Genomic DNA, 22953 nt, shown 5'->3' on the forward strand with positions numbered 1-22953 from the left:
CCTTTCCCACAGCTTGCCTCTAGCCCAGGAAGGCCGCCCCCCGCATGTCCGCCTATCTCGCCCGGCGACTGGTCAGAAGCGTCGTCACGCTATGGCTGGTCGCCTCGATCGTCTTCGTTGCCTTCCGGCTGGCGGGCGATCCGCTGAACGTCCTTCTGCCCGACAGCACCGATCCGATCACCCGCGCCTTCTACATCGAGAAATGGGGCTTCGATAAACCTCTGGTCGAGCAGTACCTGCGGTACTTCTACAACCTGGCGCAGGGCAACCTCGGGCAATCCTATGTCAGCGGGCGCGATGTCACCGCCATCATCGCAGAGGCCTTGCCGAACACGCTTCTGCTGGGGCTGACCGCGCTTGCGGGCTCGGTCCTGCTGGGGGTCGGGGCGGGTGTGGTCGCGGCGCTGTTCCGCGGCACGGTCATCGACCGGGGTGTGATGCTGGCCTCGGTCCTGGCCTTCAGTGTGCCCGATTACGTGCTGGGCGTGGCGCTGATCTTCGTCTTCGCGGTGCAATGGATGGTGCTTCCCAGCTCGGGCAGTGCGACCTGGGCGCATATGATCCTGCCGCTGGTCACGATCGCGAGCTCTGGCGCGGCGAGGATCGCGCGCTTTGCCCGCAGCGCGATGCTCGACGCGCTGAACGCGCCCTATCTGCGCACCGCCCGGGCCAAGGGCCTGCGCGAGGGGCGGGTCGTGCTGCGCCACGCGCTGCGCAACGCCCTGATCCCCATCGTCACCGTGCTCGGCTTTCAGCTGGGCTTCGTGCTGGGCGGCGCGGCGGTGGTCGAGACGGTGTTCGCCTGGCCCGGCATCGGCCGGCTTTTCGTGCTGTCGACAGCGGCGCGGGACCTGCCCGTGGTGCAGGCCCTGACGCTGCTGATCGCGGCGGGCGTCATCGCGGCGAACCTCGCCGTCGATCTGGCCTATGGCTGGCTCGACCCCCGGATCAGCCTGAGCGGGGGGCGGGCATGACGGCCCTCATCGCCCGGCGCCCGCCGCTTGGCGCCCTGCTGGCGGGGCTGTGCCTTGCCGCGCTCGTGCTCTCGGCGCTGCTGGGGCCGCTCCTGTCGCCCTATCCCTACACGCAGACCGACCTGATGCGGACATTGGCCCCCCCGGCCTGGATGGACGGCGGCAGCTGGGACCACCCGCTGGGCACCGACCAGCTGGGCCGCGACAGCCTGAGCCGGATCTTCTATTCGTTGCGCATCACGCTGATCATCGGCTTCATCGGCACCGCCATCAGCGCGGCCCTCGGCTCGCTTCTGGGCATGATCGCGGGAGAGCTTCGCGGCTGGGTCGATGCCGGCGTGATGATGATGGTCGATGTCCAGGCCTCGCTGCCGTTCCTCGTCTTCGCGCTGACCGCCCTCGCGATCTTCGGCAACGGGTTCTGGGTGCTGCTGGCGGTCATCGGGATCAACGGCTGGGAAGGCTATGCGCGGCTGGCCCGCGGCATGGTGCTGAGCCTGATGCACGAGGATTACGTCACCGCCGCCCGCGCCGTCGGCACCCGGCGCTGGCGGCTGTACCGGCGCTACCTGCTGCCCGGCATCCGCAGCGCGATGATCGTGCAGTTCACCGTGACGCTGGCGGGAACCGTTCTTCTGGAAAGCGCGCTCAGCTTTCTGGGCCTCGGTATTCAGCCGCCGGTCACCAGCCTTGGGCAGATGCTGGGCGAGGGGCGGGACTACCTGCTTTTCGCGCCATGGATCGCGCTGGCGCCGGGCGCGGTGATCGTCCTGCTGATCCTGTCGATCAGCCTGCTGGGCGACTGGCTGCGCGACCTTCTCGACCCCTTTGAAACCTGAGGTCCCATGAGCGACACACCGCTTCTGAAGGTCGAGGATCTCTCGGTGCGCTTTCACACCCGGCATGGCGCCGCGCATGTCGTCAACGGGATCAGCTACGATGTCGCCCCGGGCGAGATCCTTGGCATCGTCGGCGAATCCGGCTCGGGCAAGAGCGTGCATACGCTCGCCATCGCGGGCCTGCTGCCGGGGCCGCGCGCCGAGGTCACGCAGGGCCGCGTCCTGTTCCGCGGGCAGGACCTGCTGGCCCTGACCCCGGACGAGCGGCGCCGTCTGCGCGGCCGCGAGATCGGCATGGTGTTCCAGGACTGCATGACATCGCTGAACCCGGTGATGACCGTGGGCGCACAGATCTCCGAGGCGCTGGTTCTGCGGATGGGTCTGGGGCGCAGGGCGGCCCGGCGCCGCGCGGCCGAGATCCTCGACGCGGTCGGCGTGTCCGAGCCCGTGCGGCGGCTCGACGACTACCCGCATCAGCTTTCGGGCGGCATGCTGCAGCGCGTCGGCATCGCGATGGGCATCTGTTGCGAGCCGAAGCTCCTGATCGCCGACGAGCCCACGACCGCGCTCGACGTGACTGTGCAGGCGCAGATCCTCGCCCTGATCTACCGGCTCTGCCGCGAGATGGGCATGACGGTCCTGCTGATCACCCATGACCTTGGCGTGGTCGCGCGCACCGCGCACCGCACGGCGGTGATGTATGCCGGCCAGTTGATGGAGATCGGGCCCACCGCCTCGGTCTTCACCGACACGCGCAGCGCCTATACCCTTGGCCTTCTGCGCAGCCAGCCGGTGCCCGGCGCGGGGCGGCGCCAGCGCCTGGCGCAACTGCCCGGATCGCCGCCTGACCTGCGCGCGCTGCCAAGCGGCGATCCCTTCGCGCCGCGCAATCCCTTCGCCACCACGCGCGACGCGGCCGAGCGCCCGCCGCTGCGGCCCGTGCCGGGCGGCGATCCCCGGCATTTCGTGGCGGCTTGGTACGACCTTCCGCAGGCCTTCGCCGCGCAGATTGCCGCCACGGGCGGGCCCGTGCATCCCACCGATCTTCGCCAGCGCTACTACCCGCAAGGAGCCGCCTGATGAGCGACACACCGCTTCTGTCGGCCCGCGGGGTCAGCCGCCATTTTTCGGTCCGTCACGGCCTGTTGGGCCGCCGGGGCGCGACGCTGCGGGCCGTCGATGGCGTCGATCTGGATGTGCGCGCCGGCGAGACTCTGGGCATCGTCGGGGAATCCGGCTGCGGCAAGAGCACGATGGGTCGGCTCCTGTTGCGTCTTCTGGACCCGACGGGCGGGCAGATCCTGCTTGAGGGGCAGGATCTCGCTCAGCAATCGCCGGCGCAGATGCATGCCTTGCGGCGCGACGTGCAGATGATTTTTCAGGACCCGTTCTCGAGCCTGAATCCGAGGATGAGCGTGGGCGAGATCATCGCCGAGCCGATGATCAATTTCGGCCTCTGCGCGACGGCCGCGGAGCGCCGCGGCAGGGTTGCCGCGCTGATGGAGCGTGTCGGCCTCGACCCGGCGCGGGCCGGGCGCATGCCGCACGAGTTCTCGGGCGGGCAGCGCCAGCGGATCGGCATTGCCCGGGCACTGGCGGTGCGGCCCAAGCTGATCGTCGCGGATGAGCCGACCTCGGCCCTCGACGTGTCGATCCAGGCGCAGATCCTGAACCTGATGGCCGAGTTGCAGGAAGAATTCGGCCTGACCTACGTGATGATCACCCATGACCTCTCGGTCCTGCGCTATTTCTGCGACCGGGTGGCGGTGATGTACCTGGGCCGGATCGTCGAGGAGGGGCCGACCGAGGCCGTCTGCACCGCGCCCGCGCATCCCTATACCCGCGCGCTGCTGTCGGCGGTGCCCGATCTCGATCAGGTGGGGCAGGGGTGGGACAGCGCCGTGCCGCTGTCCGGCAAGCCGCCCTCGCCGGTGAACCCGCCGCCCGGCTGCAACTTTCACCCCCGCTGCCCTGTCGCGCGTCCTGACTGCAGGAGCGGCGGCCATCCTCCGATGCTGCACCCGGCCGAGGACCGGCGGGTAGAGTGCCTGTACCCGCTGGAGGCGTGAGGGGCTGCCGCCGTCGCGGCCTGCGCCGCCGGGCGAAATGAGGCCGGGACCGGGCCGCGGGCCGCAGACCTGCCGCGACGCGTGTTCATGCCTGTGGGGCAGGGTCGGCCTTGCTCGCGCGAAGGCATTAGGATGAAGAAATGTTCATTAAATCGTGCCGTCAAGCCGGGCGCCGCCGCGCTCCGCGTCGTGACCGACCCCGCGATGTGCGATGCCAATTGACCCCCGCGAGGGGATGCTCAGTCAGATCGGGACTTGCAGGGAAAATTGGCTCCGGCGGTAGGGATCGAACCTACGACCAATTGATTAACAGTCAACTGCTCTACCGCTGAGCTACGCCGGAACACCCGCGCTCTATAGCAATAGCCTCCGGGGGCGTCCAGAGGTCCCGTAACGTGAACTTCACGCGGCGGCGAAACTGGCTGCGGGGCCGGGGGGTACGTCGCAGGTGGCAAGGCCGCGGGCAAGCAGATCGAGCAGGTGCGAGAGCACCGTGGCGCTGGCCGCGGCGGCCACCCCCTCGGGCAGCGGGCCGTAGAGGCGCAGCGCGAGGGCGGCGGGGGTGCCCGGCGCTTCGGCGAGGGCGGCGCGCAGCTGGTCCTCGCGCTCCTGCCGGTGGGACAGCAGCATCGCGATGCGGGCGGCGGGGTCGGTCACGGGCTCTCCGTGGCCGGGATAGAGGATATCCAGCCCCTCCCGCTGCAGCAGCGCGAGCGAGGCGCGGTAGTCGGCGAGATCGCCCTGCGGCGGGACAATCGCCGTGCTGGTCCAGCCCAGCACCAGATCGCCGCTGAAGCCCATGCCATTCCGCACGAGGCAGAGGTGATTGCCGAGGTGACCCGGCACATGCAGCGCCCGCATGGGCCCCTCGGGCGTCTGCAGCACCGCCCCGTGACCGAGCGGGCGGTCGAAGCGGAAGCCCTCATCGAGGCCGGGGCCAGCGGGCAGGCCAGCCGCTTCCAGCCGCGCCATGGTGGCGCTCTGCCCGGCCCGGGGCCCGCCGAAGGCGTAGACCGGGGCGCCAGTCGCCTGCGCCAGCGCGGGCGCGAGGGCCGAATGATCCAGATGCGCGTGGGTCACGACGATGCCGCCGCAGGGCCGCCCGCCGAGCGCCGTCATCAGCGCCCGCAGATGCGCGGGATCCTCCGGCCCCGGGTCGATGACCAGCGGCGCCTGCCGGCCGAGGATGTAGCTGTTGGTCCCGGGCCCGGTCAGGGCGGAGGGATTGGGGGCGAGCACGCGGATCACATCCGGCGCCAGCTCTGCGGGTCCTGGCTGCATCGTCTCTTTCCCCTGCCGCGTCATGGGCCTAGCCTCTATCCCATGCGCTGGGGTTGGCTCAAACGGACATTACCGCGAAGCCTGTTCGGTCGGGCAGCGTTGATCGTCGTATTGCCGGTGCTGATCCTGCAGCTGGTGATCTCGATCCTCTTCGTGCAGCGCCATTTCGAGGGCGTGACCCAGCAGATGACCCGCTCGGTCATTCTCGAGCTGCGCTACCTAGAGGCGGCGGTGGCAGCGGCGCCGGACCTGCCGGCGGCCCGGGCGGCGGCGGCCTCCATCGCCGCGCCGCTGGAGATGACTGTGTTCCTGCCCGCCGGTGCGGCCCCGCGCGGCGATCCGCGCGCGCTCTTCGATCTGCCGGCGCGGACGCTGGCGCAGACGCTGCGGGCCGGCGTGCCGGGGCTCGTCGCCGTCGATACCGACACCGACCGGCGCGCTGTCCGGCTGTGGCTGCAGACGCCGCGGGGGCTGATGCAGGTCGCCTTCGACAGGCGCCGCGTCTCGGCCCGCAACCCGCACCAGCTGATCGTCATCATCATCGTGCTGGGCGCGCTTCTGATGGCCATCGCCTCGGTCTTCCTGCGCAACCAGCTGCGTCCCATCGCGCGGCTGTCCGAGGCGGCGACGGAATACGGCAAGGGGCGCCGGATTCCCTACCGCGCCTCCGGGGCGACGGAGGTGCGCGCCGCCGGCGCCGCCTTCATCGACATGCGTGCCCGGATCGAGCGTCAGAACCAGGCGCGCACGATGATGCTTTCGGGCGTCAGCCACGATCTGCGCACGCCGCTGACGCGCCTGCGGCTCGGCCTGTCGATGCTGGAGGACGAGGCGGAGGCCGCGCCGCTGATCCGCGACGTCGACGAGATGCAGGGGTTGACCGACAGCTTCCTCGATTTCGCGCGGGGCGATGCCGAGGACGCGGTCGAGATCGTCGATCCCATCGCGCTGGTGCGCATGGCGGTCGAGGATGCGCAGCGCGGCGGTCAGGAGATCGCGCTCGTGCAGGCCGAGGGGCAGGGCGCGATGCCGCTGCGCCCCGTCGCGATCCGCCGCGCGCTGAGCAACCTGATCGGCAATGCGCTGCGCCATGGCAGCCGGGCCGAGATCGGCGTGGTGTTGAACGAGCGGGCGCTGCGCATCATTGTCGAGGATGACGGCCCCGGCATCCCCGCCGAGCAGCGCGAAGAGGCGATGCGCCCCTTCACGCGGCTTGATGCCTCACGCAATCAGGATCGCGGCGGCGGTGTGGGCCTTGGCCTTGCCATCGTCATCGACGTGGCGCGGGGCCATGGCGGCAGCCTGCGGCTGGATGACAGCCCGCGCCTGGGCGGGCTGCTGGCCGAGCTGATCGTCGCGCGCTGAGCGCGGGCCTCAGGTCGGGGCGCCGGCCGCGTCGAGGCGCTGCATCTCGGCCTCCGTCAGTTCCAGACCGGCGGATTTGACGAGCGTCTCCATCTGGCTTTCCGAAGTGGCCGAGGCGATGGGCGCAGTGACGCCGGGCTTGGCCATCAGCCAGGCCAGCGCGACCTCGGCCTGCGTCACGTCATGCTCGGCCGCGACCGCGTCGAGGGCGGCGAGGATCGCCTCGCCCCTGGCGTTCAGGTAGCGGTCCGCGACGCCGCTCCGGGCGCGGCCTTCGCCATCCTCGGGCTTGCGGTACTTGCCGGTCAGGAACCCCGAGGCGAGCGAGAAGTAGGTGATGACGCCCAGCCCCTCTTCCTGCGCGAGGGCCTGCAGCGGCCCCTCGTAATCGCCGCGGTCGTAGAGGTTGTATTCCGGCTGGATCACCTCGTAGCGGGGCAACCCGCCGCGCGCGAGATCGAGGGCCCGGCGCAGCCGCTCGGCGTCATAGTTCGAGGCGCCGATCGCGCGGATCTTGCCGGCCTGCATCAGCCGGCCATAGGCGGCGAGGGTCTCGGCCTCCTCCGTCTCGTCATCGGGCCAATGCGAGAAGTAGAGGTCGATGCGGTCGGTCCGCAGCCGGCGCAGGCTGTCCTCGACCGCCTGCTCGATCCAGCGCTGCGACAGGCCCTTGCGCGGCTTGCCCGCGGCATCCTGCCCGCCCATGTCGCTGCCGACCTTGGTGATCAGGGTGACCTTGTCGCGGCGCGCGGGATCCTGCGCCAACCACTCGCCGATCAGGCTCTCGCTCTCGCCGCCCTCGTTGCCGTCGACCCAGCGGGAATAGACGTCCGCCGTATCGATTGCGTTGAAGCCCGCGTCGAGGAACTGGTCCAGCAGGCGAAAGCTCTTCTCCCTGTCGACGCTCCAGCCGAAGACGTTGCCGCCCAGAACGACGGGCGCGGTGGAGAGGCCGCTCTGGCCGAGGTGACGATGCTGCATGATGGACCTCCTCATATTCCGGCGGGCGCCGCTCTCGCCGGGCGGGCCGCTCTGGCTGAACGGGCAGCGGGATGAGGGGGTTCCGGGGAAGTCCCCGGGGGGCTGCGTCAGTTGACGCGGCAGTCGTTCATCAGCTCGGCCATGGAGGCGCCGAAGAGCGGGGCCGCATTCAGCGCGCGGCGCAGGGGCTGCTCCCGCTCCTGCGGCAGGGACATCGGGAAATGGCGGGCGCGTCCGTCGCGGAGCCGCAGCGTCACGGTGCAGAGCGCGGCATCGGCGTCGAGCGCCGGCGCGACCTCGGCCAGCGCCTCGCGCGCCAGTCCCATCGCCTCGACGAAGCCGCCTGCGCCGGCCTCGATCTGCCAGCCGCAATCGGCGATGCCGTCGCCATCGAGATCGAAGTCGAACTGCGCGCTGCTGACGCTGTCGGACCATGCGAAGATGATGGACCAATAGGTGGAGTGGTCGTCGGGATGGAACGAAGTCAAAACAGCCTCACGAGATACCGGGCCGGGATGCGTCCCCGGGTTAACCAACACTGTCGAATATGTATCGAATCGCGCCCTTACGTCACGATCCACTTTAGGGCAGGGCGGTTATTCGCCGACGGCCCGCGGCTCGAGATGGGTCACGCCGACCGAGGCGGCATAGGCCAGTCCGGGATCGAGTGACATCGGGATGTACTCTCCGCGGCGCCACAGCTCTCCCAGGTCGTCGTAGTGCCGCGACAGCGGGTGGCCCGACTGCCCGGTCGAGATGATGAAGACGCTGCTGTCGGGATCGGCGAAGTCGTAGACGCCGCGGTAGCCGGCGGCATGGACGTTGCTGAAGGGGTCCGGCCCGGTGCCGGAGGTGGCGCCCCGCATCAGCGTGTTGTCGCCGCCAGAGGTCGACTGGCGGATGTTCACGAACCAGCCCAGCACCGGCGTCTCGCCCAGCACGGGGTGATCCTGCAGCGCCTGGTGGGCATCGCCCCAGCGCAGCCCCTCCAGATCCTCGCCATAGCGCTCGGCGATCCAGATCAACGCGTCGTCGAGGGCGAGGCGGGCGATATCGCTGCAGCTTTCGACCCGGCTCGATCCGGTGATGTCGCACCAGCTTGCGGCGCCGGCGGCATCGGTGAAGACCCGCTCGATGAAGAGCGGCTGCAGGCGGTGGAACTCCTCCGTCAGCGGGCCCAGCTTGTCGCGGATCAGCCGGTCCTGAAGGCTGCGCATCCAGGCGGCGTAGATCAGCGGCTCTGGCAGGTGCTCGTTCATCTCGCCGTTCCAGGCGGCCAGCAGGTCGAGCGCCTCTTGCCGCCGGCGCTCGGGGGTGCCGGCCTCGGCCGGCTCTCCGGTGTACCAAAGCTCGGCGCCGATCATCGGCAGCAGGGTCCGCGCGGTGGGCGAGACGGTGTCGAGCTGCGCCTCGACGAAGCTGTCGCGCGTATGCACGTCGCGCGACTGCATCAGCGCCGTCCAGCGCCGCACCCGCTGCGAATCGCCCCAGTCGTAGGAGACATGCTCGGGGAAGGGGCGGTCGACGGTCTTGTTGTTGGTATTGCCGACGATCCCGCCCTCGGGCGCCACGAATTCGGGGTTGTCCTCGTAGGGCAGGGTTCCCTGCCAACGGTTCTGCGGCAGGTAGCCCAGCGTCGGCATCCGCCCCTGCGTCTGGTGCGCCGGATCGCGCGCCGGCATCCGGCCGATCATCTTCATCGCGATCTGCGTGCGGTCCGCGAGGACCAGGTTCTGCGCGGGGGCGACGAAAAGCTCTCCGGCCTCGAGACCCTGCTCGATGCTATGGGCGCGCATCAGCCGCATCGCCGCGGTCATCGAGGTGTCCCCTTCCTCGAGCGCGGTCCAGCTGAGCGTCGTGACATGGCCGGGCGGGCGGATCGTGCCGAGGTCGAACTGCTCGGGCGGCAGGACCGGCCCATTGTCCGTCCATTGCAGGGAGATGGTGACCGGGGTGGCATCCTTGACGCCGATGATGCTGTCGCGCGTCTCGAAGGGGGCCCAGCCCTCGGGCGTGCGGTATTGGCGGGCGTCCTGCGGGTTCACCTCTTCGACATGCACGTCCTGATCGTCGAGATAGGCCGAGGTGATGCCCCAGCCCAGATCGGCGCTGCGCCCCGAAAGGATCAGCGGCATGCCGGGGATCGTGCCGCCGATCACCCCGCCCGATGTCATCTCCACCCGCGCGAGGTACCAGATCGAGGGGGCGCTCAGCGCGAGGTGCGGATCGCTCGCCAGCAGCGTCGCCCCGGTGGCCGAGCGCGATATGCCCGCCGCCCAGCCGTTCGATCCGCCCAGCTCCAGCGGGGCCACCGGCGAGAGCGGATCGTCCTGCGGGCTCGCCGCGGCATAGCGCGGCAGCGCCTCGGGCATCAGCGCGGCGTAATCGGGCAGGGCGGCGGTGCCGGGCCCGGCCTCCGCGCCCATCAGGTCCGAGACCTGGTCCGGCTCCAGTACCAGCGACAGGCGGGCGCGCAGCACCTCGCTGCGCATCTGGCTCGAGAGTTGCAGCGCCATCAGCTTGAGGATCGCGAGGCTGTCGGCGGGCTGCCAGGGGGCGATGGACTGGTTGAAGATCCACATCTCGGGCGCCCCGCGCCCGCGCGCACCGGCGTTCACCTCGCCGATCCAGGCATTCACGCCGCGGGAATAGGCCTCGAGCGCGGTGCGCGTGCGGGCATCCTGCGCCGGGACCGCCCGCACCGCGAGGCCGTAAAGGTCGAGCCGCCGCAGCAGCATGTCGGTCTGCAGGGTGCGGGCGCCGAACAGCTCGGACAGGCGGCCCTGCACGGTCCGGCGCAGCATCGTCATCTGCCACAGCCGGTCCTGCGCATGGGCATAGCCAAGGCCGAAGAAGACATCCGCGTCGCTCTCGCCGAAGATATGCGGCACGTCGGCATGATCACGCACGATCTCGACCGGGGCGGCGATGCCATCGACCCGCGCGGTGGCGTCGTAATCGGGCAGGCTGCGGGCGGCGAACCAATAGGCCAGCATGAGACCCGCCAGCAAAAGCAGGATCAGAGCGATGGCCAGCCTGAGCAGCCAGCGGAACACGAACGCCATGCAGTCTCCCGGGGCATCGAAGGGCGGGTCGGCGGACCGCCGGGCGTTGACTAGACCGACTTCGCCCCGGATGAAAGGTGCCAGCGACACGAAGACAACGACACAACGGCAGGGGGCGGATCATGGCCAAGGTGGCATTTCTCGGGCTGGGGGTCATGGGGTTTCCCATGGCCGGACACTTGGCGGCGGCGGGACACGAGGTCTGCGTCTACAACCGCACCGCCGCCAAGGCGCAGGACTGGACCGCGCGCCACGGCGGGCGCAGCGCCGCCACACCGGCGCAGGCGGCACAAGGGGCCGAGATCGTCCTGTCCTGCGTCGGCAACGATGACGACCTGCGGCAGGTATGCCTCGGCGATGACGGCGCCTTTGCGGGCATGACAGAAGGCACGCTCTTCGTCGATCACACCACAGTCAGCGCCGGCGTCACGCGCGAGCTGGCGGAGGCTGCCGCCGAGCATGGCATCGGCTACGTCGATGCGCCGATTTCCGGCGGGCAGGCGGGGGCCGAGAATGGCCAGCTCTCGGTCATGTGCGGCGGGGCGCAGGCGGATTTCGACCGGGCGCAGCCGGTGCTCGAGGTCTATGCCAAAATCTGCAGGCGGCTGGGCGAGGTCGGCTCGGGCCAGATCTGCAAGGCGGCCAACCAGATCGCCATCGCCGGGCTGGTCCAGGCCCTGTCCGAAAGCCTTGCCTTCGCGCAGGCGCAGGGCCTCGACGGGCGCGCCGTGGTCGAGGTGATCAGCCAGGGCGCCGCGGGCAGCTGGCAGATGGCGAACCGGCACGAGACGATGCTGGACGGGCAGTTCGATCATGGCTTCGCCGTCGACTGGATGCGCAAGGACCTCGCCATCTGCCTCGCCGCCGCGGAAGAGACCGGGACCAGCCTGCCGGTCACCGCCCTCGTCGACCAGTTCTACAAGGAGGTGCAGCAGATGGGCGGCGGCCGCTGGGATACCTCGGCCCTGATCGCCCGGCTGCAACGCTGAGACGCGCGGCGCCGGTCATGGACCCCGGTGCCCGCCTCGCCTATGCGGGGGCGTCGTGACCCCGCCACACTGCCGGAGCCCTGCCATGCGCCGTCTTGCACGCCTATCCTGCGGCCTCGCGGCGCTGCTGCTGGCGACGCCGGCCACGGCAGAGCGGGTGCTGGTCTTCGCCGCCGCCAGCCTAGGCGGCACGCTGGACGAGGCCCTCGCGCCATGGGAGGCCGCGACGGGCCATGACGCCGTCGTCGCCTATGCCGGCAGCTCGGCCCTTGCGCGCCAGATCGAGGCGGGGGCGCCGGCGCAGGTCTTCATCTCGGCCAACGAGGCCTGGATGGACAGCCTCGATGCGGCAGCGCTTCTGGCCCCCGGCACCCGCCGCGACCTCTTGGGCAATTCCCTTGTCCTGATCTCGGGCGAGGCCGATGTGCTGGCGCTGGAGGACTTGCCGCAGACGCTGGGCGAAGGCTGGCTGGCGATGGCGCTGACGCAGGCGGTCCCCGCGGGCATCTACGGGCGCGAGGCGCTGGTCTCGCTGGACCTCTGGGACAGCCTCGAGCCTCGCGTCGTGCAGGCCGAGGACGTGCGCGCGGCCCTCGCCCTCGTCGCGCTGGGCGAGGCGCCCTTCGGCATCACCTATGCCTCGGACGCCGCGGCGGAGCCGAGGGTGCATGTCGCCGCGACCTTCCCGGCCGATAGCCACGCGCCGATCCGCTACCCCGCCGCCGCGCTGGCGGGCAGCGGACCGGTGGCGGTGGACCTGCTGGACTGGCTCTCGGGGCCGGAGGCGGGGCAGGTCTTCGCGGCAGCGGGCTTCGACCTGCCGTGATGGAGGCGCTGGTGCAATGGCTGGGACCCGAGGAATGGGCCGCCGTGCGCCTGTCCCTGCGCGTCTCGGCCATGGCGACGCTCTGCAGCCTGCCGCTGGGCCTTCTGGTGGCGCAGGCGCTGGCGCGCGGGCGCTTTGCCGGGCGCGGGGTGCTGAACGCGCTGGTGCATCTGCCGCTGGTGCTGCCGCCCGTGGTCACCGGCTACCTGCTGCTGCTGGCGCTGGGCCGCCGCGCGCCCCTGGGCGCCTGGCTGGCCGAGCGGGGCATCGCCTTCGCCTTCAGCTGGACCGGGGCGGCGCTGGCGGCGGCGATCATGGGCTTTCCGCTGATGGTGCGGGCCATGCGGCTGGGGATCGAGGGTGTCGATCCGCGGCTGGAACAGGCGGCAGCCACGCTCGGCGCCTCGCGCCTGCGGATCTGGCTGACGGTGACGCTGCCGCTGGCCCTGCCGGGCATCCTCGCGGGGACCATCCTCGCCTTCGCCAAGGCGATGGGCGAATTCGGCGCCACGATCACCTTCGCCTCGAACATCCCCGGAGAGACGCGGACCGTGCCGCTGGCGATCTACGAGTTCCTGCAGGTCCCGGGCGGCGAGGGGGCGGCGCTGCGCCTCGTCGCGGTGTCGCTGGTGCTGGCGCTGGGCGCCGTCGCCGCCTCAGAGGCGCTGGCCCAGCGCAGCGCGGCGAGGCGGCGCGGATGATCGAGGTTCGGGCACAGAAGCAGCTCGGCGAGTTCCGCCTCGATGCCGCCTTCGAGGCGCCTGCGGGGGTCACCGCGCTCTTTGGTCGGTCGGGGGCGGGCAAGACCAGCCTTGCCAATGCCGTCGCCGGGCTGCTGCGCCCCGAGGCCGGGCGGATCGCGGTGGACGGCACGGTTCTCTTCGACAGCGCGCGGCGGATCGACCTGCCGGTCCGGCACCGGCGCATCGGCTATGTGTTTCAGGACGCGCGGCTGTTCCCGCACCGGACCGTGGCGCGCAACCTGTCCTACGGCGGTCGGCACGACGCGGCGCGGGTGATCGAGATGCTGGGCCTCGGCCCGCTGCTGGACCGCTACCCCGCGGCCCTTTCGGGGGGCGAGGCCAGCCGCGTCGCGCTGGGCCGGGCGCTGATGTCCGATCCCGTGATGCTGATCCTCGACGAGCCGCTCTCCGCGCTCGACGCCCCGCGCAAGGCCGAGATCCTGCCCTACCTCGAGCGGCTGCGCGACACGGTGCGGCTGCCAATCCTCTACGTCAGCCATTCCGCGAGCGAGGTCGCGCGCCTCGCCACCACCCTCGTGATCATGGAGGCGGGGCGCGTGCTGCGCGTCGGCCCGGCGGAGGAGGTCATGGCCGATCCCGCTGCCGTGCCGCTTCTGGGGGTGCAGGAGGCCGGTTCCCTGATCACCGCGCGGGTCGAGGCCTATGACGCCGAGGACGACCTGACGGAGCTGGCGCTGTCCGCAGGCCGGCTCTTGCTGCCGGGGCGGGCGGGCGTTCCCGGCCAGCCCCTGCGGCTGCGGATCGCCGCGCAGGACGTCATCCTCTCGCTCGAGGAGCCCTCGGGCCTCAGCGCCCTGACCCGGCTGCCGGTCACGGTGACGCGGGTCGAGGAGGGGCGCGGCCCCGGCGTCGCCGTCGGTCTGGCCGCCGGAACGGATCGCCTCTTGGCGCGGCTGACCCGCCGCTCGGCGCGCAGCATGGGGCTGGCGCCGGGCCAGCAGGTTTGGGCCATCGTCAAGGCGACGGCGGTGGCGCCGCAGGATGTCGGCGGGTGAGGCGGGGCCTGCCGCCTTGCCCCCGGTCCGGCGCAGCCGCTACCCTGACCGTCTGGAGGTGACGATGCCCGATGCCGATCCCCGCGCGACCGATGTGTCCCGCCCGCCGCCGCAGGACGCCTATGCGCTGATCCTCGAATCGATTGACGGCGGTCTTTACGGCCCCGGCGACCGCCTTGTCGAAAGCGAGCTGGCCGAGCGCTTCGGGGTGTCGCGCACCCCCGTGCGCGAGGCGCTGCAGCGCCTCGAGACGCAAGGCATGCTGGTGCGGGACGGGCGGTCGCTGATCGTCGCCGCGCTCGATCACAACGCCCTGTCCGAGCTTTACGTGGTGCGCGGCGCGCTCGAGGGGCTGGCGGCGCGGCTGGCGGCCCGCCACGCGGTGCCCGAAGAGGTGCAGGTCCTGCGCGCCATGGTCGAGGCCGACCGCGCGCTGGTGGACGACCCGCGGGCGCTGGCCCGGGCCAACCGGCGTTTCCACGCGCAGATCCACCGCGCCTCGCACAACCGCTTCCTGGTGCGGCAGCTCGACACGGTGCACCGGACCATGGCGCTCCTCGCCTCGACATCGCTGGCGGCGGAGGGGCGGGGGCATACCGCGCTGCAGGAGCACGAGCGCATCGTGGCGGCGATCGAGGAGGGCGATGCCGCCGCGGCCGAAGAGGCCCTGCGGGATCACATCTCGCGCGCCTTCGTCACGCGGCTGAAGCTCGACGCGGCGAAGGTTGAAGCGGCCGGTTAAGGGGTATGTCCGGCGGCGGCAGGACGAGGCCATGCGTGGTCTTGTCCCAGAAGAAGGGCTTGCGTCCGATCTCCCAGACCGCCTTCCAGGCGGCGAGCGTGGCCATAGGGAAATACAGCGACAGCGCGACGGTCCAGATCAGCAGGCCGCGTTTCTCGGCCCGCACGGCGCCCAGCCCCGCCACCGCGATCACCAGCACCTCGGACCCGAGGAACAGCAGAGCCAGCGACCAGGCGAGGGCGTTTGGCAGCAGCGGCTCGATCGGGTGCGGCAGGCCGAGGAAGAGCAGCCAGAAGGACCAGAGCACCGGCGCCAGCAGGAACTGCAGGAGCGTGCCCAGAAGCAGCACGTTCAGCGCGACGAAGCCCGTGGGCCCCAGATCGGCCCAAAGCCTGCGCGGTTGCCGCATCGCCACCGCCCAGGTCATCCCGTAGCCCTTGAGCCAGCGCGACCGCTGCCGCACCCAGGCCCATGGATGGGCGGTCGCCTCCTCTTGCGTGGTCGTATCGATCAGCTCCGTCCGGTAGCCGCGGCGCGCGAGGCGCAGGCCGAGATCGGCGTCCTCGGTCACGTTCCAGGCGTCCCAGCAGCCGACGGCCTCCAAGGCGGCGCGGCGCAGGAACAGCTTGGTCCCGCCCAGCGGCACGACAAGGCCGAGCCGCGCGAGGCCGGGTAGGACGACGCGGAACCAGCCGTTGTATTCCAGCGTGAAGCAGCGGGTGATCCAGTTCGTCCGCGTGTTGTAGAAATCGAGCGCGCCCTGCAGGCAGGCGACCTCGGGCGGCGCCTTGGCGAAACGTTCGGCGACGCGGGTGATCTGGTCGGGGGCGGGCGCATCCTCGGCGTCATAGATGCCGATGATCGAGCCGCGGGCAAAGCGCAGCGCGTAGTTCATCGCCCGCGGCTTGGTCCGCAGCTTGCCCTCGGGCACCTCGATGACGCGCATCTGCGGCGGCAGCTCCACCGCCTCGATCGCGGCGCGGGTCACGTGATCGTCGTCCTCGAGGATCAGGCAGATGTCGAGCAGCGCCTGCGGGTAATCGAGCCGCGAGAGGCGCACCAGCAGGTGCTGGGCGATGTATTGCTCCTTGTAGAGGGGCACGAAGATCGAGACGACCGGCGCCACCTGCATCGCGAAGCGGTTGCTCAGCGGCGGTTTCGGCACCCGCAGCGGCGCGGCCAGCGCCGCCGCCAGCCGTAGCAGGGACGAGGAGACCAGTGTGGCGACCGACAGCAGCGTCAGGGACAGCGCCAGCGATGCCGGCGAGAGCGCGCCCCAGAGCACCGCTGAGGCTGCAAGGGTGATGCCGATCCGTCCGGTCAGCGCCGGCCGGCTGCTGCGGCAGCTTTCCCCCTCGGGTACGCAGGTCTCGGCCTGCGCCACCAGGGCCGGCTCGACCACCTGCGCCATCGCCTGGCGCAGCGAGGCGACCGGGCATTGCGCCAGCCGCACCGGGCCGAGCCGCGCGGTCAGCATGCGGCGCTGGTGCGGCGCCAGCGGCGTGCCGGCGGTCAGGACGACCGTGGCCGCGCCGCAGCGGCGCCAGGGCAGGGCCCCCATCTCGAGCGCGAGGGCCGGGCCGAGCGCGGCGATCAGCGCGGCATCCGGCGGGTCTTCCAGCGGATCGACCTGCAGCGGGGGCGAATTGGCGGGCCGCTGCCGCCGGTGCAGCGCGGCGGCAAGGGCGGGACGCAGCCCGGGCTCGAACCCCGTGCGGTCGCGCCCCGGCACCGCAGCCGAGGCAGGCAACTGGCCGGGGTGCCCGCCGCCGCGGTGCTGCCTGATCGGCTGGAGCCCCATGATCCGCCCTCCGCTACGCCCTCGGGGCAGCATCGGGGCGGCAGGGTTAAGCGCCGGTTAAGAGGCGGCGGTCTCTGCCCGCGCGTCCATCGCCGCGGCGAAGCGCTCGAACAGGTAGTAGCTGTCCATGGGGCCGGGGCTGGCCTCGGGGTGGTACTGCACCGAGAAGACCGGACGGTCGGCCAGGCTGATGCCGCAGTTCGACCCGTCGAAAAGGCTGACGTGGGTCTCGGTCACGCCCTCCGGCAGGCTCTGGCTGTCGACGGTGAAGCCGTGGTTCATGCTGGTGATCTCGACCTTGCCGGTGCCGAGGTCCTTGACCGGGTGGTTCGCGCCGTGATGGCCGTGGCCCATCTTCACGGTCTGCGCACCAAGCGCCAAGGCGAGCAGCTGGTGCCCGAGGCAGACGCCGAAGACCGGCATCTTGCCGCGGTCGAGGATCTCGCGGATCGCGGGGACGGCGTAGACGCCGGTGGCCGCGGGATCGCCGGGGCCGTTGGTCAGGAAGACGCCGTCGGGATTGAGGGCCAGCACGTCATCGGCGGTGGCGGTGGCGGGCAGGACCGTCACCTCGCAGCCGGCGCTGGCGAGGCTGCGCAGGATGTTGCGCTTGGCGCCGTAGTCGATGGCGACGACGCGGTGACGCGGCGCCTCCTGACGCTGGTAGCCATGCGGCCAGGCCCAGCGCATCTCGTCCCAGCGGTAGGATTGCAGGGTCGAGACGTCGCGCGCAAGATCGCGCCCGACGAGGCCGGGGAAGGCGCGCGCCTCGGCCACGAGGCCGGCGATGTCGAAGTTGCCGTCGGGGTTATGCTCGAGCGCGACATGGGGTGCGCCGGACTGGCGGATCGCGCGGGTCAGCCGGCGGGTGTCGACGCCGCCCATCCCGATGCGCCCGTGCCGCGCCATCCAGGCGGGCAGCTCGGCCGTGGTGCGCCAGTTCGAGGCCAGCGTCGGATCCCATTTGACGATCATCCCCTCCGAGACCGGGACGGCGGTCTCGTCGTCCTCTTCGGTGGTGCCGGTATTGCCGACATGGGGGAAGGTGAAGGTGACGATCTGCCCGGCGTAGGAGGGATCGGTCATGATCTCCTGGTAGCCGGTCATCGCGGTGTTGAAGCACAATTCGGCCGTGGTGCGGCCGGTCGCGCCGAAGCCCTGGCCGTAGAACAGGGTGCCATCGGCCAGCGCGAGGCAGGCGGTCGGCGTGGGGGACGCGAACGGCATGGACGGCTCCTGCTTTGCAAAGTCGCGTGTATCTAGAGGGCAGAGGCGCGGGGCGCAAGGGTGGAGCATGGCCCTTTCCGGGGTGCTTTGAGGGGCGTTGCCCGGGCCGGCGCCAAGGCGTATGGTCCGCCTTCTTCAACGGCACGAGTCGAGAGACGGGCAATGGATCTTCGCACGAGGCTTTCCGCGGCGACCAAGGACGCGATGCGCAACAAGGAGGCCGACCGGCTGTCGACGCTGCGCCTGATCGGCGCCGCGATCAAGGACCGCGACATAGCGGCCCGCGGCGACGGCGAGGAGGGCGTGGGCGATGCCGAGGTGCTGGCCCTGCTGGGCAAGATGGTCAAGCAGCGCAAGGACAGCGCGCGCGCCTACGAGGAGGGTGGCCGGCTGGAGCTTGCCGCCAAGGAGCGCGCCGAGATCGGCGTGATCGAGGATTTCCTGCCGCGCCGCCTGAGCGAGGCCGAGACGGCCGCCGCCGTCGATGCCGCCGTGGCCGAGACGCAGGCGACGGGGCTGCGCGACATGGGCCGGGTCATGGCGATCCTGAAGACGCGTCATGCCGGGCAGATGGATTTCGCCCAGGTCGGCCCGGTGGTTCGCCAGCGGCTGAGCTGAGGCGCGCTCAGGCCTGCGGGCGGCGCAGCCGCTCAAGCGCCTCGCGCAGGGCCGGCTCGAGCGCGCGCCGCTCCTCTTCGGTGAGGAAGGCGCCGATCTCGACCTCGCGGCCCGCGCCCTTCAACGTCAGGTAATGCGCGACGGGTCCGCCCTTTGGATGGACCTCAAGGCTGGTCCAGTAGGGCTGACCCTCCCAGGACTGGCTGCGGCCGCGCGGCCCGTCGCGCGTCAGGCGCAGGACGCCCGGCGCGAGGACCAGCCTCTCGAGGATCGAGCCGTCGCTGTAGCTGCGCGCGATGCCGCCCCAGACCCCCCAGATCGCCAGCCCGATGAAGGGCAGGATGCCCCAGAGCACGGGAGAGCCCAGCACCGCCAGCAGTGGCAGGCAGACCAGCGCGAGGGTCGTGCCGATGAAGGTGACGAAGCCGCGCTTGGGCAGGGATCGGTAGGGCCAGAGGTGCAGCTCGTCGATCCTGCCGCCGCCCTCGGCCTTGCGCGGGGGCAGCCATTCGTAGGGCATCGGAGGCTCCCGGGCGGGGGTACCAAACGGAACGGGCCCGGCGTTGCCGCCGGGCCCGTGCGTCTTTGCCTGATGCGCCGGCCGGGGCCGGCGCAGGGGTCAGGCGATCAATGCGCGTGGGTCCGGTCCCAGTCTTCCTGCCGGGGCAGGGTCTCGAAGGTATGGGCCGGCGGCGGGCTGGGCAGGGTCCATTCCAGCGTGTCGGCCCATTCGTTCCAGGGGTTCGCGGCCGTGACCTTCTTGCCCGCGAAGAGCGTGTAGAACAGCACGACGATGAAGAACACGAAGCTGGAGAAGGCGATGAGCGCGCCGATCGAGCTGACGAGGTTCCAGGTCGCGAAAGCCTCGGGGTAGTCGATGTAGCGGCGAGGCATGCCTTGGCGGCCCAGGAAGTGCTGCGGGAAGAAGGTCAGGTTCGCACCGATGAACATGGCCCAGAAGTGCAGGTGGCCCGCCCATTCCGGGATCATCTTGCCCGCCATCTTCGGCAGGTAGAAGTAGATCCCGGCGAAGATCGCGAAGACCGCCCCGAGGCTCATGACGTAGTGGAAGTGCGCCACGACGTAGTAGGTGTCGTGGTAGACCCGGTCGACGCCGGCCTGCGACAGCACGACGCCGGTGACGCCGCCGACGGTGAAGAGGAAGATGAAGCCGAAGGCCCACATCATCGGCGTCTTGAACTCGACCGAGCCGCCCCAGATCGTGGCGAGCCAGCTGAAGACCTTCACCCCCGTCGGCACCGCGATCACCATGGTCGCCAGCATGAAGTAGCTTTGCTGCGTCAGGCTGATGCCGGTGGTGTACATGTGGTGCGCCCAGACGACGAAGCCCAGAACCCCGATCGCGATGAGCGCCCAGACCATCGGCAGATAGCCGAAGATCGGCTTCTTCGAGAAGGTCGCCACGATGTGGCTGATGATCCCGAAGCCCGGCAGGATGATGATGTAGACTTCCGGATGGCCGAAGAACCACAGGATGTGCTGGTAGAGGATCGGATCGCCGCCGCCTTCGGGCTGGAAGAAGGTGGTGCCGAAGTTGCGGTCGGTCAGCAGCATGGTGATCGCGCCGGCCAGCACGGGCAGGGCGAGCAGGATCAGCCAGGCCGTCACGAAGACCGACCAGGAGAACAGCGGCACCTTGAACAGCGACATGCCGGGGGCACGCATGTTCAGGAAGGTGGTGATGATGTTGATCGAGCCGACGATCGAGGAGGCGCCCGAGACGTGGACCGCGAAGATCGCCAGGTCCATCGAGATGCCCGGCTCGGAGGTCGAGAGCGGCGGGTAGAGCACCCAGCCGACGCCCGATCCGTGCCCGCCGCCGCCGCCCGGCGCGAAGAGCGAGGCGATGCCCAGCGCGGTCCCGGCGACATAGAGCCAGTAGGACAGGTTGTTCATCCGCGGGAACGCCATGTCAGGCGCGCCGATCTGCAGCGGCATCAGGTAGTTGCCGAAACCGCCGAAGAGCGCGGGGATGACGACGAAGAACATCATCAGCACGCCGTGATAGGTGATCGCGACGTTCCAGAGCTGGCCGTTGGGGGTGCAATCCTCGGTCGCGCGAGGGATCCAGGAGCGGATCGCCGTGGTGATCGCGTTGTCGGTGACCGATTCCGTGCACATGAACTGCACGCCGGGATGCATCAGCTCCAGCCGCATGTGCACCGTCAGGAGCACCGCGATGAAGCCGACGATGCCGGACGTGAAGAGGTAGAGGATCCCGATGTCCTTGTGGTTCGTGGACATGAACCAGCGGGTGAAGAAGCCTTGCTTCTCCTCGTGGTCCGGACCGGGGACGGTGGCATCTGCCATGAGGCTCTCCTCGGCGGTTGGCGGCATGTGGTGTCAAGGCGTTCTAGAGCCTGCCGCTGCGCGGAGCAACGCCCCGGATGCCGCAAGCTGGAACTATTCTTGATCGGGCGTGATCAGCGGCCCTCGGGCCCGGCCCCTTCAAAGACCGCGTCGAACTGCCGCCGCAGCGCCATGTCGAGGTCGGTCATGGTGACCGGGCAGCCCAGGTCGACGAGGCTGGTGACGCCATGCTCGCGGATGCCGCAGGGCACGATGCCGCCGAAATGCGTCAGATCGGGCTCGAGGTTGATCGACAGGCCATGCATGCTGACCCAGCGGCGCAGACGGATGCCGATGGCGGCGATCTTGTCCTCGGCCGGGGCGCCGTCCGGCAAAGGCCGCTTCTCGGGGCGCTGCACCCAGACGCCGACGCGGCCCTCGCGCAGCTCGCCCTTGACGCCGAACTCGGCGAGGGTGGCGATCACCCAGGCCTCGAGCTGCTGGACGAAGCGGCGCAGGTCGCGCCCCCGGCGCCCGACGTCGAGCATGACGTAGACCACGCGCTGCCCCGGCCCGTGGTAGGTATACTGCCCGCCGCGCCCGGTGGCATGCACCTCGAAACGGTCCGGGTCCACGAGGTCTGCGGGCTTGGCGCTGGTGCCGGCGGTATAGAGCGGCGGATGCTCTAGCAGCCAGATGCACTCGGGCGCGGTGCCCGCGGCGATCTCGGCGGCGCGGGCCTCCATGAAGGCAACGGCTTCGGGGTAGGGGACCGGCGCCTCGGAGATGCGCCATTCGAGAGGCGCTGTCATGCGCCCCTATCCCGCATCGCATCGCTCAGTCGCATCAGGATCAGCCCCGTCTTCGCACCCGTCGTGACCTGCACATAATGATCCCCTGCGGAGAGTGCCATCGGACAACCGCCTTGGTGGGTCGGAGGGCGCAAGCCGCTTCCGCAAGGACAGGATGAAAAACCGCGCCAGTGCTCTTGGCAGCGCCTGCGGCGTCGTCTATACGCCGCGCAGTCTACTTTGGACACGTGCGGTCGTGGCGGAATTGGTAGACGCGCAGCGTTGAGGTCGCTGTGGGGTAACACCCGTGGAAGTTCGAGTCTTCTCGACCGCACCATATTTCCGGCTTAAGTCCAGTAAAATAAGCCCCTCGGGGCTCAGGCGACTTGCCAACCCGCCAATCTACCCCCCTAAGCTACCTCGGTTGACGTGCCTTCCTCGATCCAGGCCATCACCTCGGTGACCTTCACGAACGAACAGCCGCCGCGCTTGTAGATGCGGATCGATCCGTCATTGGCCCAGCGGTAGAAGGTACGCAGCGATGCGCCAAAGAGCTCCGGCGCCGCATTTATGCGCACGTAGATCGGCGTTGGCATCTTACCCCTCCCTCTCTGTGTCTGCATTGTTGTGCGCCTGGACCGACCGTTCTGCCTTCGCGCAGCCATGCCGCCCGCACCACGCATGCAGTGCGCATCCGCACGCGATGCGGTCCCCAGTGCTGACGCCGCCGCTCATGCCGTCACCTCGGCTGCGTCGATGGCGGTGCCGGCCCATTGCTCCGCGCAGGCCTCGGCCACGCCCTCGAAGGTGCGGCTGCGGATCTTCCAGCGGTCGGGGCCCGGCGGTGCGCGGTGGATCGCGCTCCAGGCCTTGTGCTGGGGCGTGCCGGCCTTCGGCGGTGTCAGCTTCTCCGTCGCTGCCAGTTGCGGCAGGCCGCGCAGGTAGAAGCCGGTTGCCTTGAAGGCCGGCTCGCCGAACCACCAGGGTTGGACGATCTGCGGCTTCGGCAAGTCAGCCGGCAGGCGGGCGCGGCCGTGCGGGTTCATCACCGGGTTCTCGATCGCGACCCGCGGGATCGGGGCCTGCCAGCAAGCGGTGAAGAGCGCGGCGCCCTCGTCCAGCAGTCGCCACATGATCGCGCGGCGGGCCTTGGCCGAAAGGGTCGGCCAGTCCGCCCGCTCCGCGGCGCTTGCATCGGCGGGCGGGTTCCTCGGCGGCTCATGCAGCCAGCGGACGCCGCTGTTGCAGAGCCGGGTGCAGGGCGGGTGCATCACGGCCAGCATGCCCCAGCCGAGGTGCAGGTAATCGCGGATGTC

At 70.3% G+C, this 22953-nt stretch carries 22 protein-coding genes and 2 tRNA genes; 12 read left to right on the plus strand and 12 right to left on the minus strand.

The genetic code is table 11. The features are described 5' to 3' along the window. The first annotated feature begins 44 nt into the window (after nt 1-44). The 4 genes from DFP88_RS15585 to DFP88_RS15600 are packed head-to-tail and all read left to right on the plus strand — an operon-like array spanning nt 45 to nt 3882. Nucleotides 45-974, plus strand: a complete 930-nt coding sequence (locus DFP88_RS15585; RefSeq protein ID WP_110815631.1) for an ABC transporter permease — start codon at nt 45-47, stop codon at nt 972-974. Further along, nucleotides 971-1813, plus strand: coding sequence for an ABC transporter permease (locus tag DFP88_RS15590; RefSeq protein ID WP_110815632.1), 843 nt, complete (start codon nt 971-973; stop codon nt 1811-1813). The genes DFP88_RS15585 and DFP88_RS15590 overlap by 4 nt, the downstream gene beginning before the upstream one ends. Nucleotides 1814-1819: 6 nt before the next feature. Beyond that, complete coding sequence (locus DFP88_RS15595; RefSeq protein WP_110815633.1) at nt 1820-2893, plus strand: ABC transporter ATP-binding protein; 1074 nt, start codon at nt 1820-1822, stop codon at nt 2891-2893. Next, complete coding sequence (locus DFP88_RS15600; RefSeq protein ID WP_110815634.1) at nt 2893-3882, plus strand: ABC transporter ATP-binding protein; 990 nt, start codon at nt 2893-2895, stop codon at nt 3880-3882. Before DFP88_RS15595 ends, DFP88_RS15600 begins: the two co-directional genes overlap by 1 nt. Before the next feature lie 268 nt (nt 3883-4150). On the opposite strand, the gene DFP88_RS15605 is transcribed toward DFP88_RS15600, so the two are convergent. After that, nucleotides 4151-4225 (minus strand) — tRNA-Asn (locus tag DFP88_RS15605). 59 nt (nt 4226-4284) lie between these two features. Continuing rightward, nucleotides 4285-5163: an MBL fold metallo-hydrolase gene (locus DFP88_RS15610; RefSeq protein ID WP_110815655.1), complete on the minus strand. Its 879-nt coding sequence runs from the start codon at nt 5161-5163 to the stop codon at nt 4285-4287. A 42-nt stretch (nt 5164-5205) separates the two neighbouring features. Here DFP88_RS15610 and DFP88_RS15615 point away from each other — a divergent pair, with 42 nt between their 5' ends. Next, nucleotides 5206-6528 carry an ATP-binding protein gene (locus DFP88_RS15615; protein ID WP_110815635.1) on the plus strand — a complete coding sequence of 441 codons (1323 nt, stop codon included), beginning with the start codon at nt 5206-5208 and terminating at the stop codon, nt 6526-6528. Nucleotides 6529-6537: 9 nt separating this feature from the next. Here DFP88_RS15615 and DFP88_RS15620 read toward each other — a convergent pair whose 3' ends face one another. The 3 genes from DFP88_RS15620 to DFP88_RS15630 form a co-directional block, all read right to left on the minus strand. Beyond that, nucleotides 6538-7509: an aldo/keto reductase gene (locus tag DFP88_RS15620; RefSeq protein WP_110815636.1), complete on the minus strand. Its 972-nt coding sequence runs from the start codon at nt 7507-7509 to the stop codon at nt 6538-6540. A 107-nt stretch (nt 7510-7616) separates the two neighbouring features. After that, nucleotides 7617-7997 carry a hypothetical protein gene (locus DFP88_RS15625; RefSeq protein WP_110815637.1) on the minus strand — a complete coding sequence of 127 codons (381 nt, stop codon included), beginning with the start codon at nt 7995-7997 and terminating at the stop codon, nt 7617-7619. A gap of 108 nt (nt 7998-8105) precedes the next feature. Continuing rightward, complete coding sequence (locus DFP88_RS15630; protein ID WP_110815638.1) at nt 8106-10574, minus strand: penicillin acylase family protein; 2469 nt, start codon at nt 10572-10574, stop codon at nt 8106-8108. A gap of 122 nt (nt 10575-10696) precedes the next feature. On the opposite strand from DFP88_RS15630, the gene DFP88_RS15635 reads away from it, so the two are divergent. The 5 genes from DFP88_RS15635 (at nt 10697) to DFP88_RS15655 (ending at nt 14890) form a co-directional block, all read left to right on the plus strand. Next, nucleotides 10697-11563, plus strand: a complete 867-nt coding sequence (locus tag DFP88_RS15635) for an NAD(P)-dependent oxidoreductase (protein WP_110815639.1) — start codon at nt 10697-10699, stop codon at nt 11561-11563. Between the two features lie 85 nt (nt 11564-11648). After that, nucleotides 11649-12389 carry a molybdate ABC transporter substrate-binding protein gene (gene modA / locus DFP88_RS15640; protein ID WP_110815640.1) on the plus strand — a complete coding sequence of 247 codons (741 nt, stop codon included), beginning with the start codon at nt 11649-11651 and terminating at the stop codon, nt 12387-12389. Nucleotides 12390-12400: 11 nt separating this feature from the next. Next, on the plus strand, nt 12401-13090 hold the full coding sequence (modB, locus tag DFP88_RS15645; RefSeq protein WP_110815656.1) for a molybdate ABC transporter permease subunit: 690 nt from the start codon (nt 12401-12403) through the stop codon (nt 13088-13090). Beyond that, nucleotides 13087-14148, plus strand: coding sequence for a molybdenum ABC transporter ATP-binding protein (modC, locus tag DFP88_RS15650; protein ID WP_110815641.1), 1062 nt, complete (start codon nt 13087-13089; stop codon nt 14146-14148). Before modB ends, modC begins: the two co-directional genes overlap by 4 nt. 64 nt (nt 14149-14212) lie before the next feature. Continuing rightward, nucleotides 14213-14890 carry a GntR family transcriptional regulator gene (locus DFP88_RS15655; protein ID WP_110815657.1) on the plus strand — a complete coding sequence of 226 codons (678 nt, stop codon included), beginning with the start codon at nt 14213-14215 and terminating at the stop codon, nt 14888-14890. Here DFP88_RS15655 and DFP88_RS15660 read toward each other — a convergent pair. Beyond that, a complete protein-coding gene (locus DFP88_RS15660; protein ID WP_110815642.1) occupies nt 14844-16691 on the minus strand; it encodes a glycosyltransferase family 2 protein in 1848 nt (615 codons plus the stop codon). The two genes, DFP88_RS15655 and DFP88_RS15660, sit on opposite strands and share 47 nt — an antisense overlap. Before the next feature lie 57 nt (nt 16692-16748). Next, nucleotides 16749-17918: a glutamine-hydrolyzing carbamoyl-phosphate synthase small subunit gene (gene carA, locus DFP88_RS15665; protein ID WP_110815643.1), complete on the minus strand. Its 1170-nt coding sequence runs from the start codon at nt 17916-17918 to the stop codon at nt 16749-16751. A 162-nt stretch (nt 17919-18080) separates the two neighbouring features. Here carA and DFP88_RS15670 point away from each other — a divergent pair, with 162 nt between their 5' ends. Further along, a complete protein-coding gene (locus DFP88_RS15670; protein ID WP_110815644.1) occupies nt 18081-18536 on the plus strand; it encodes a GatB/YqeY domain-containing protein in 456 nt (151 codons plus the stop codon). A 7-nt stretch (nt 18537-18543) separates the two neighbouring features. On the opposite strand, the gene DFP88_RS15675 is transcribed toward DFP88_RS15670, so the two are convergent. The 3 genes from DFP88_RS15675 to lipB all read right to left on the minus strand — a co-directional run bounded on the left by DFP88_RS15675 (nt 18544) and on the right by lipB (nt 21658). Beyond that, nucleotides 18544-19056: a DUF2244 domain-containing protein gene (locus DFP88_RS15675; protein ID WP_110815645.1), complete on the minus strand. Its 513-nt coding sequence runs from the start codon at nt 19054-19056 to the stop codon at nt 18544-18546. 107 nt (nt 19057-19163) lie between these two features. After that, nucleotides 19164-20867, minus strand: coding sequence for a cytochrome c oxidase subunit I (ctaD, locus tag DFP88_RS15680; RefSeq protein WP_110815646.1), 1704 nt, complete (start codon nt 20865-20867; stop codon nt 19164-19166). A 113-nt stretch (nt 20868-20980) separates the two neighbouring features. Beyond that, nucleotides 20981-21658: a lipoyl(octanoyl) transferase LipB gene (gene lipB, locus DFP88_RS15685; RefSeq protein ID WP_110815647.1), complete on the minus strand. Its 678-nt coding sequence runs from the start codon at nt 21656-21658 to the stop codon at nt 20981-20983. 229 nt (nt 21659-21887) lie between these two features. Between lipB and DFP88_RS15690 the strand changes: the two genes are divergently transcribed. Next, nucleotides 21888-21974: transfer RNA gene (locus DFP88_RS15690), tRNA-Leu, on the plus strand. A gap of 73 nt (nt 21975-22047) precedes the next feature. On the opposite strand, the gene DFP88_RS15695 is transcribed toward DFP88_RS15690, so the two are convergent. Both DFP88_RS15695 and DFP88_RS15700 read right to left on the minus strand, forming a co-directional pair. Further along, nucleotides 22048-22233 carry a helix-turn-helix domain-containing protein gene (locus DFP88_RS15695; RefSeq protein ID WP_181418681.1) on the minus strand — a complete coding sequence of 62 codons (186 nt, stop codon included), beginning with the start codon at nt 22231-22233 and terminating at the stop codon, nt 22048-22050. Nucleotides 22234-22368: 135 nt separating this feature from the next. Next, nucleotides 22369-22953, minus strand: a 585-nt coding sequence (locus DFP88_RS15700) for a hypothetical protein (RefSeq protein ID WP_110815649.1), incomplete at its 5' end; no start/stop codon positions are given.

It is taken from the genome of Pseudoroseicyclus aestuarii (assembly GCF_003217255.1).
GTDB lineage: Bacteria > Pseudomonadota > Alphaproteobacteria > Rhodobacterales > Rhodobacteraceae > Pseudoroseicyclus > Pseudoroseicyclus aestuarii.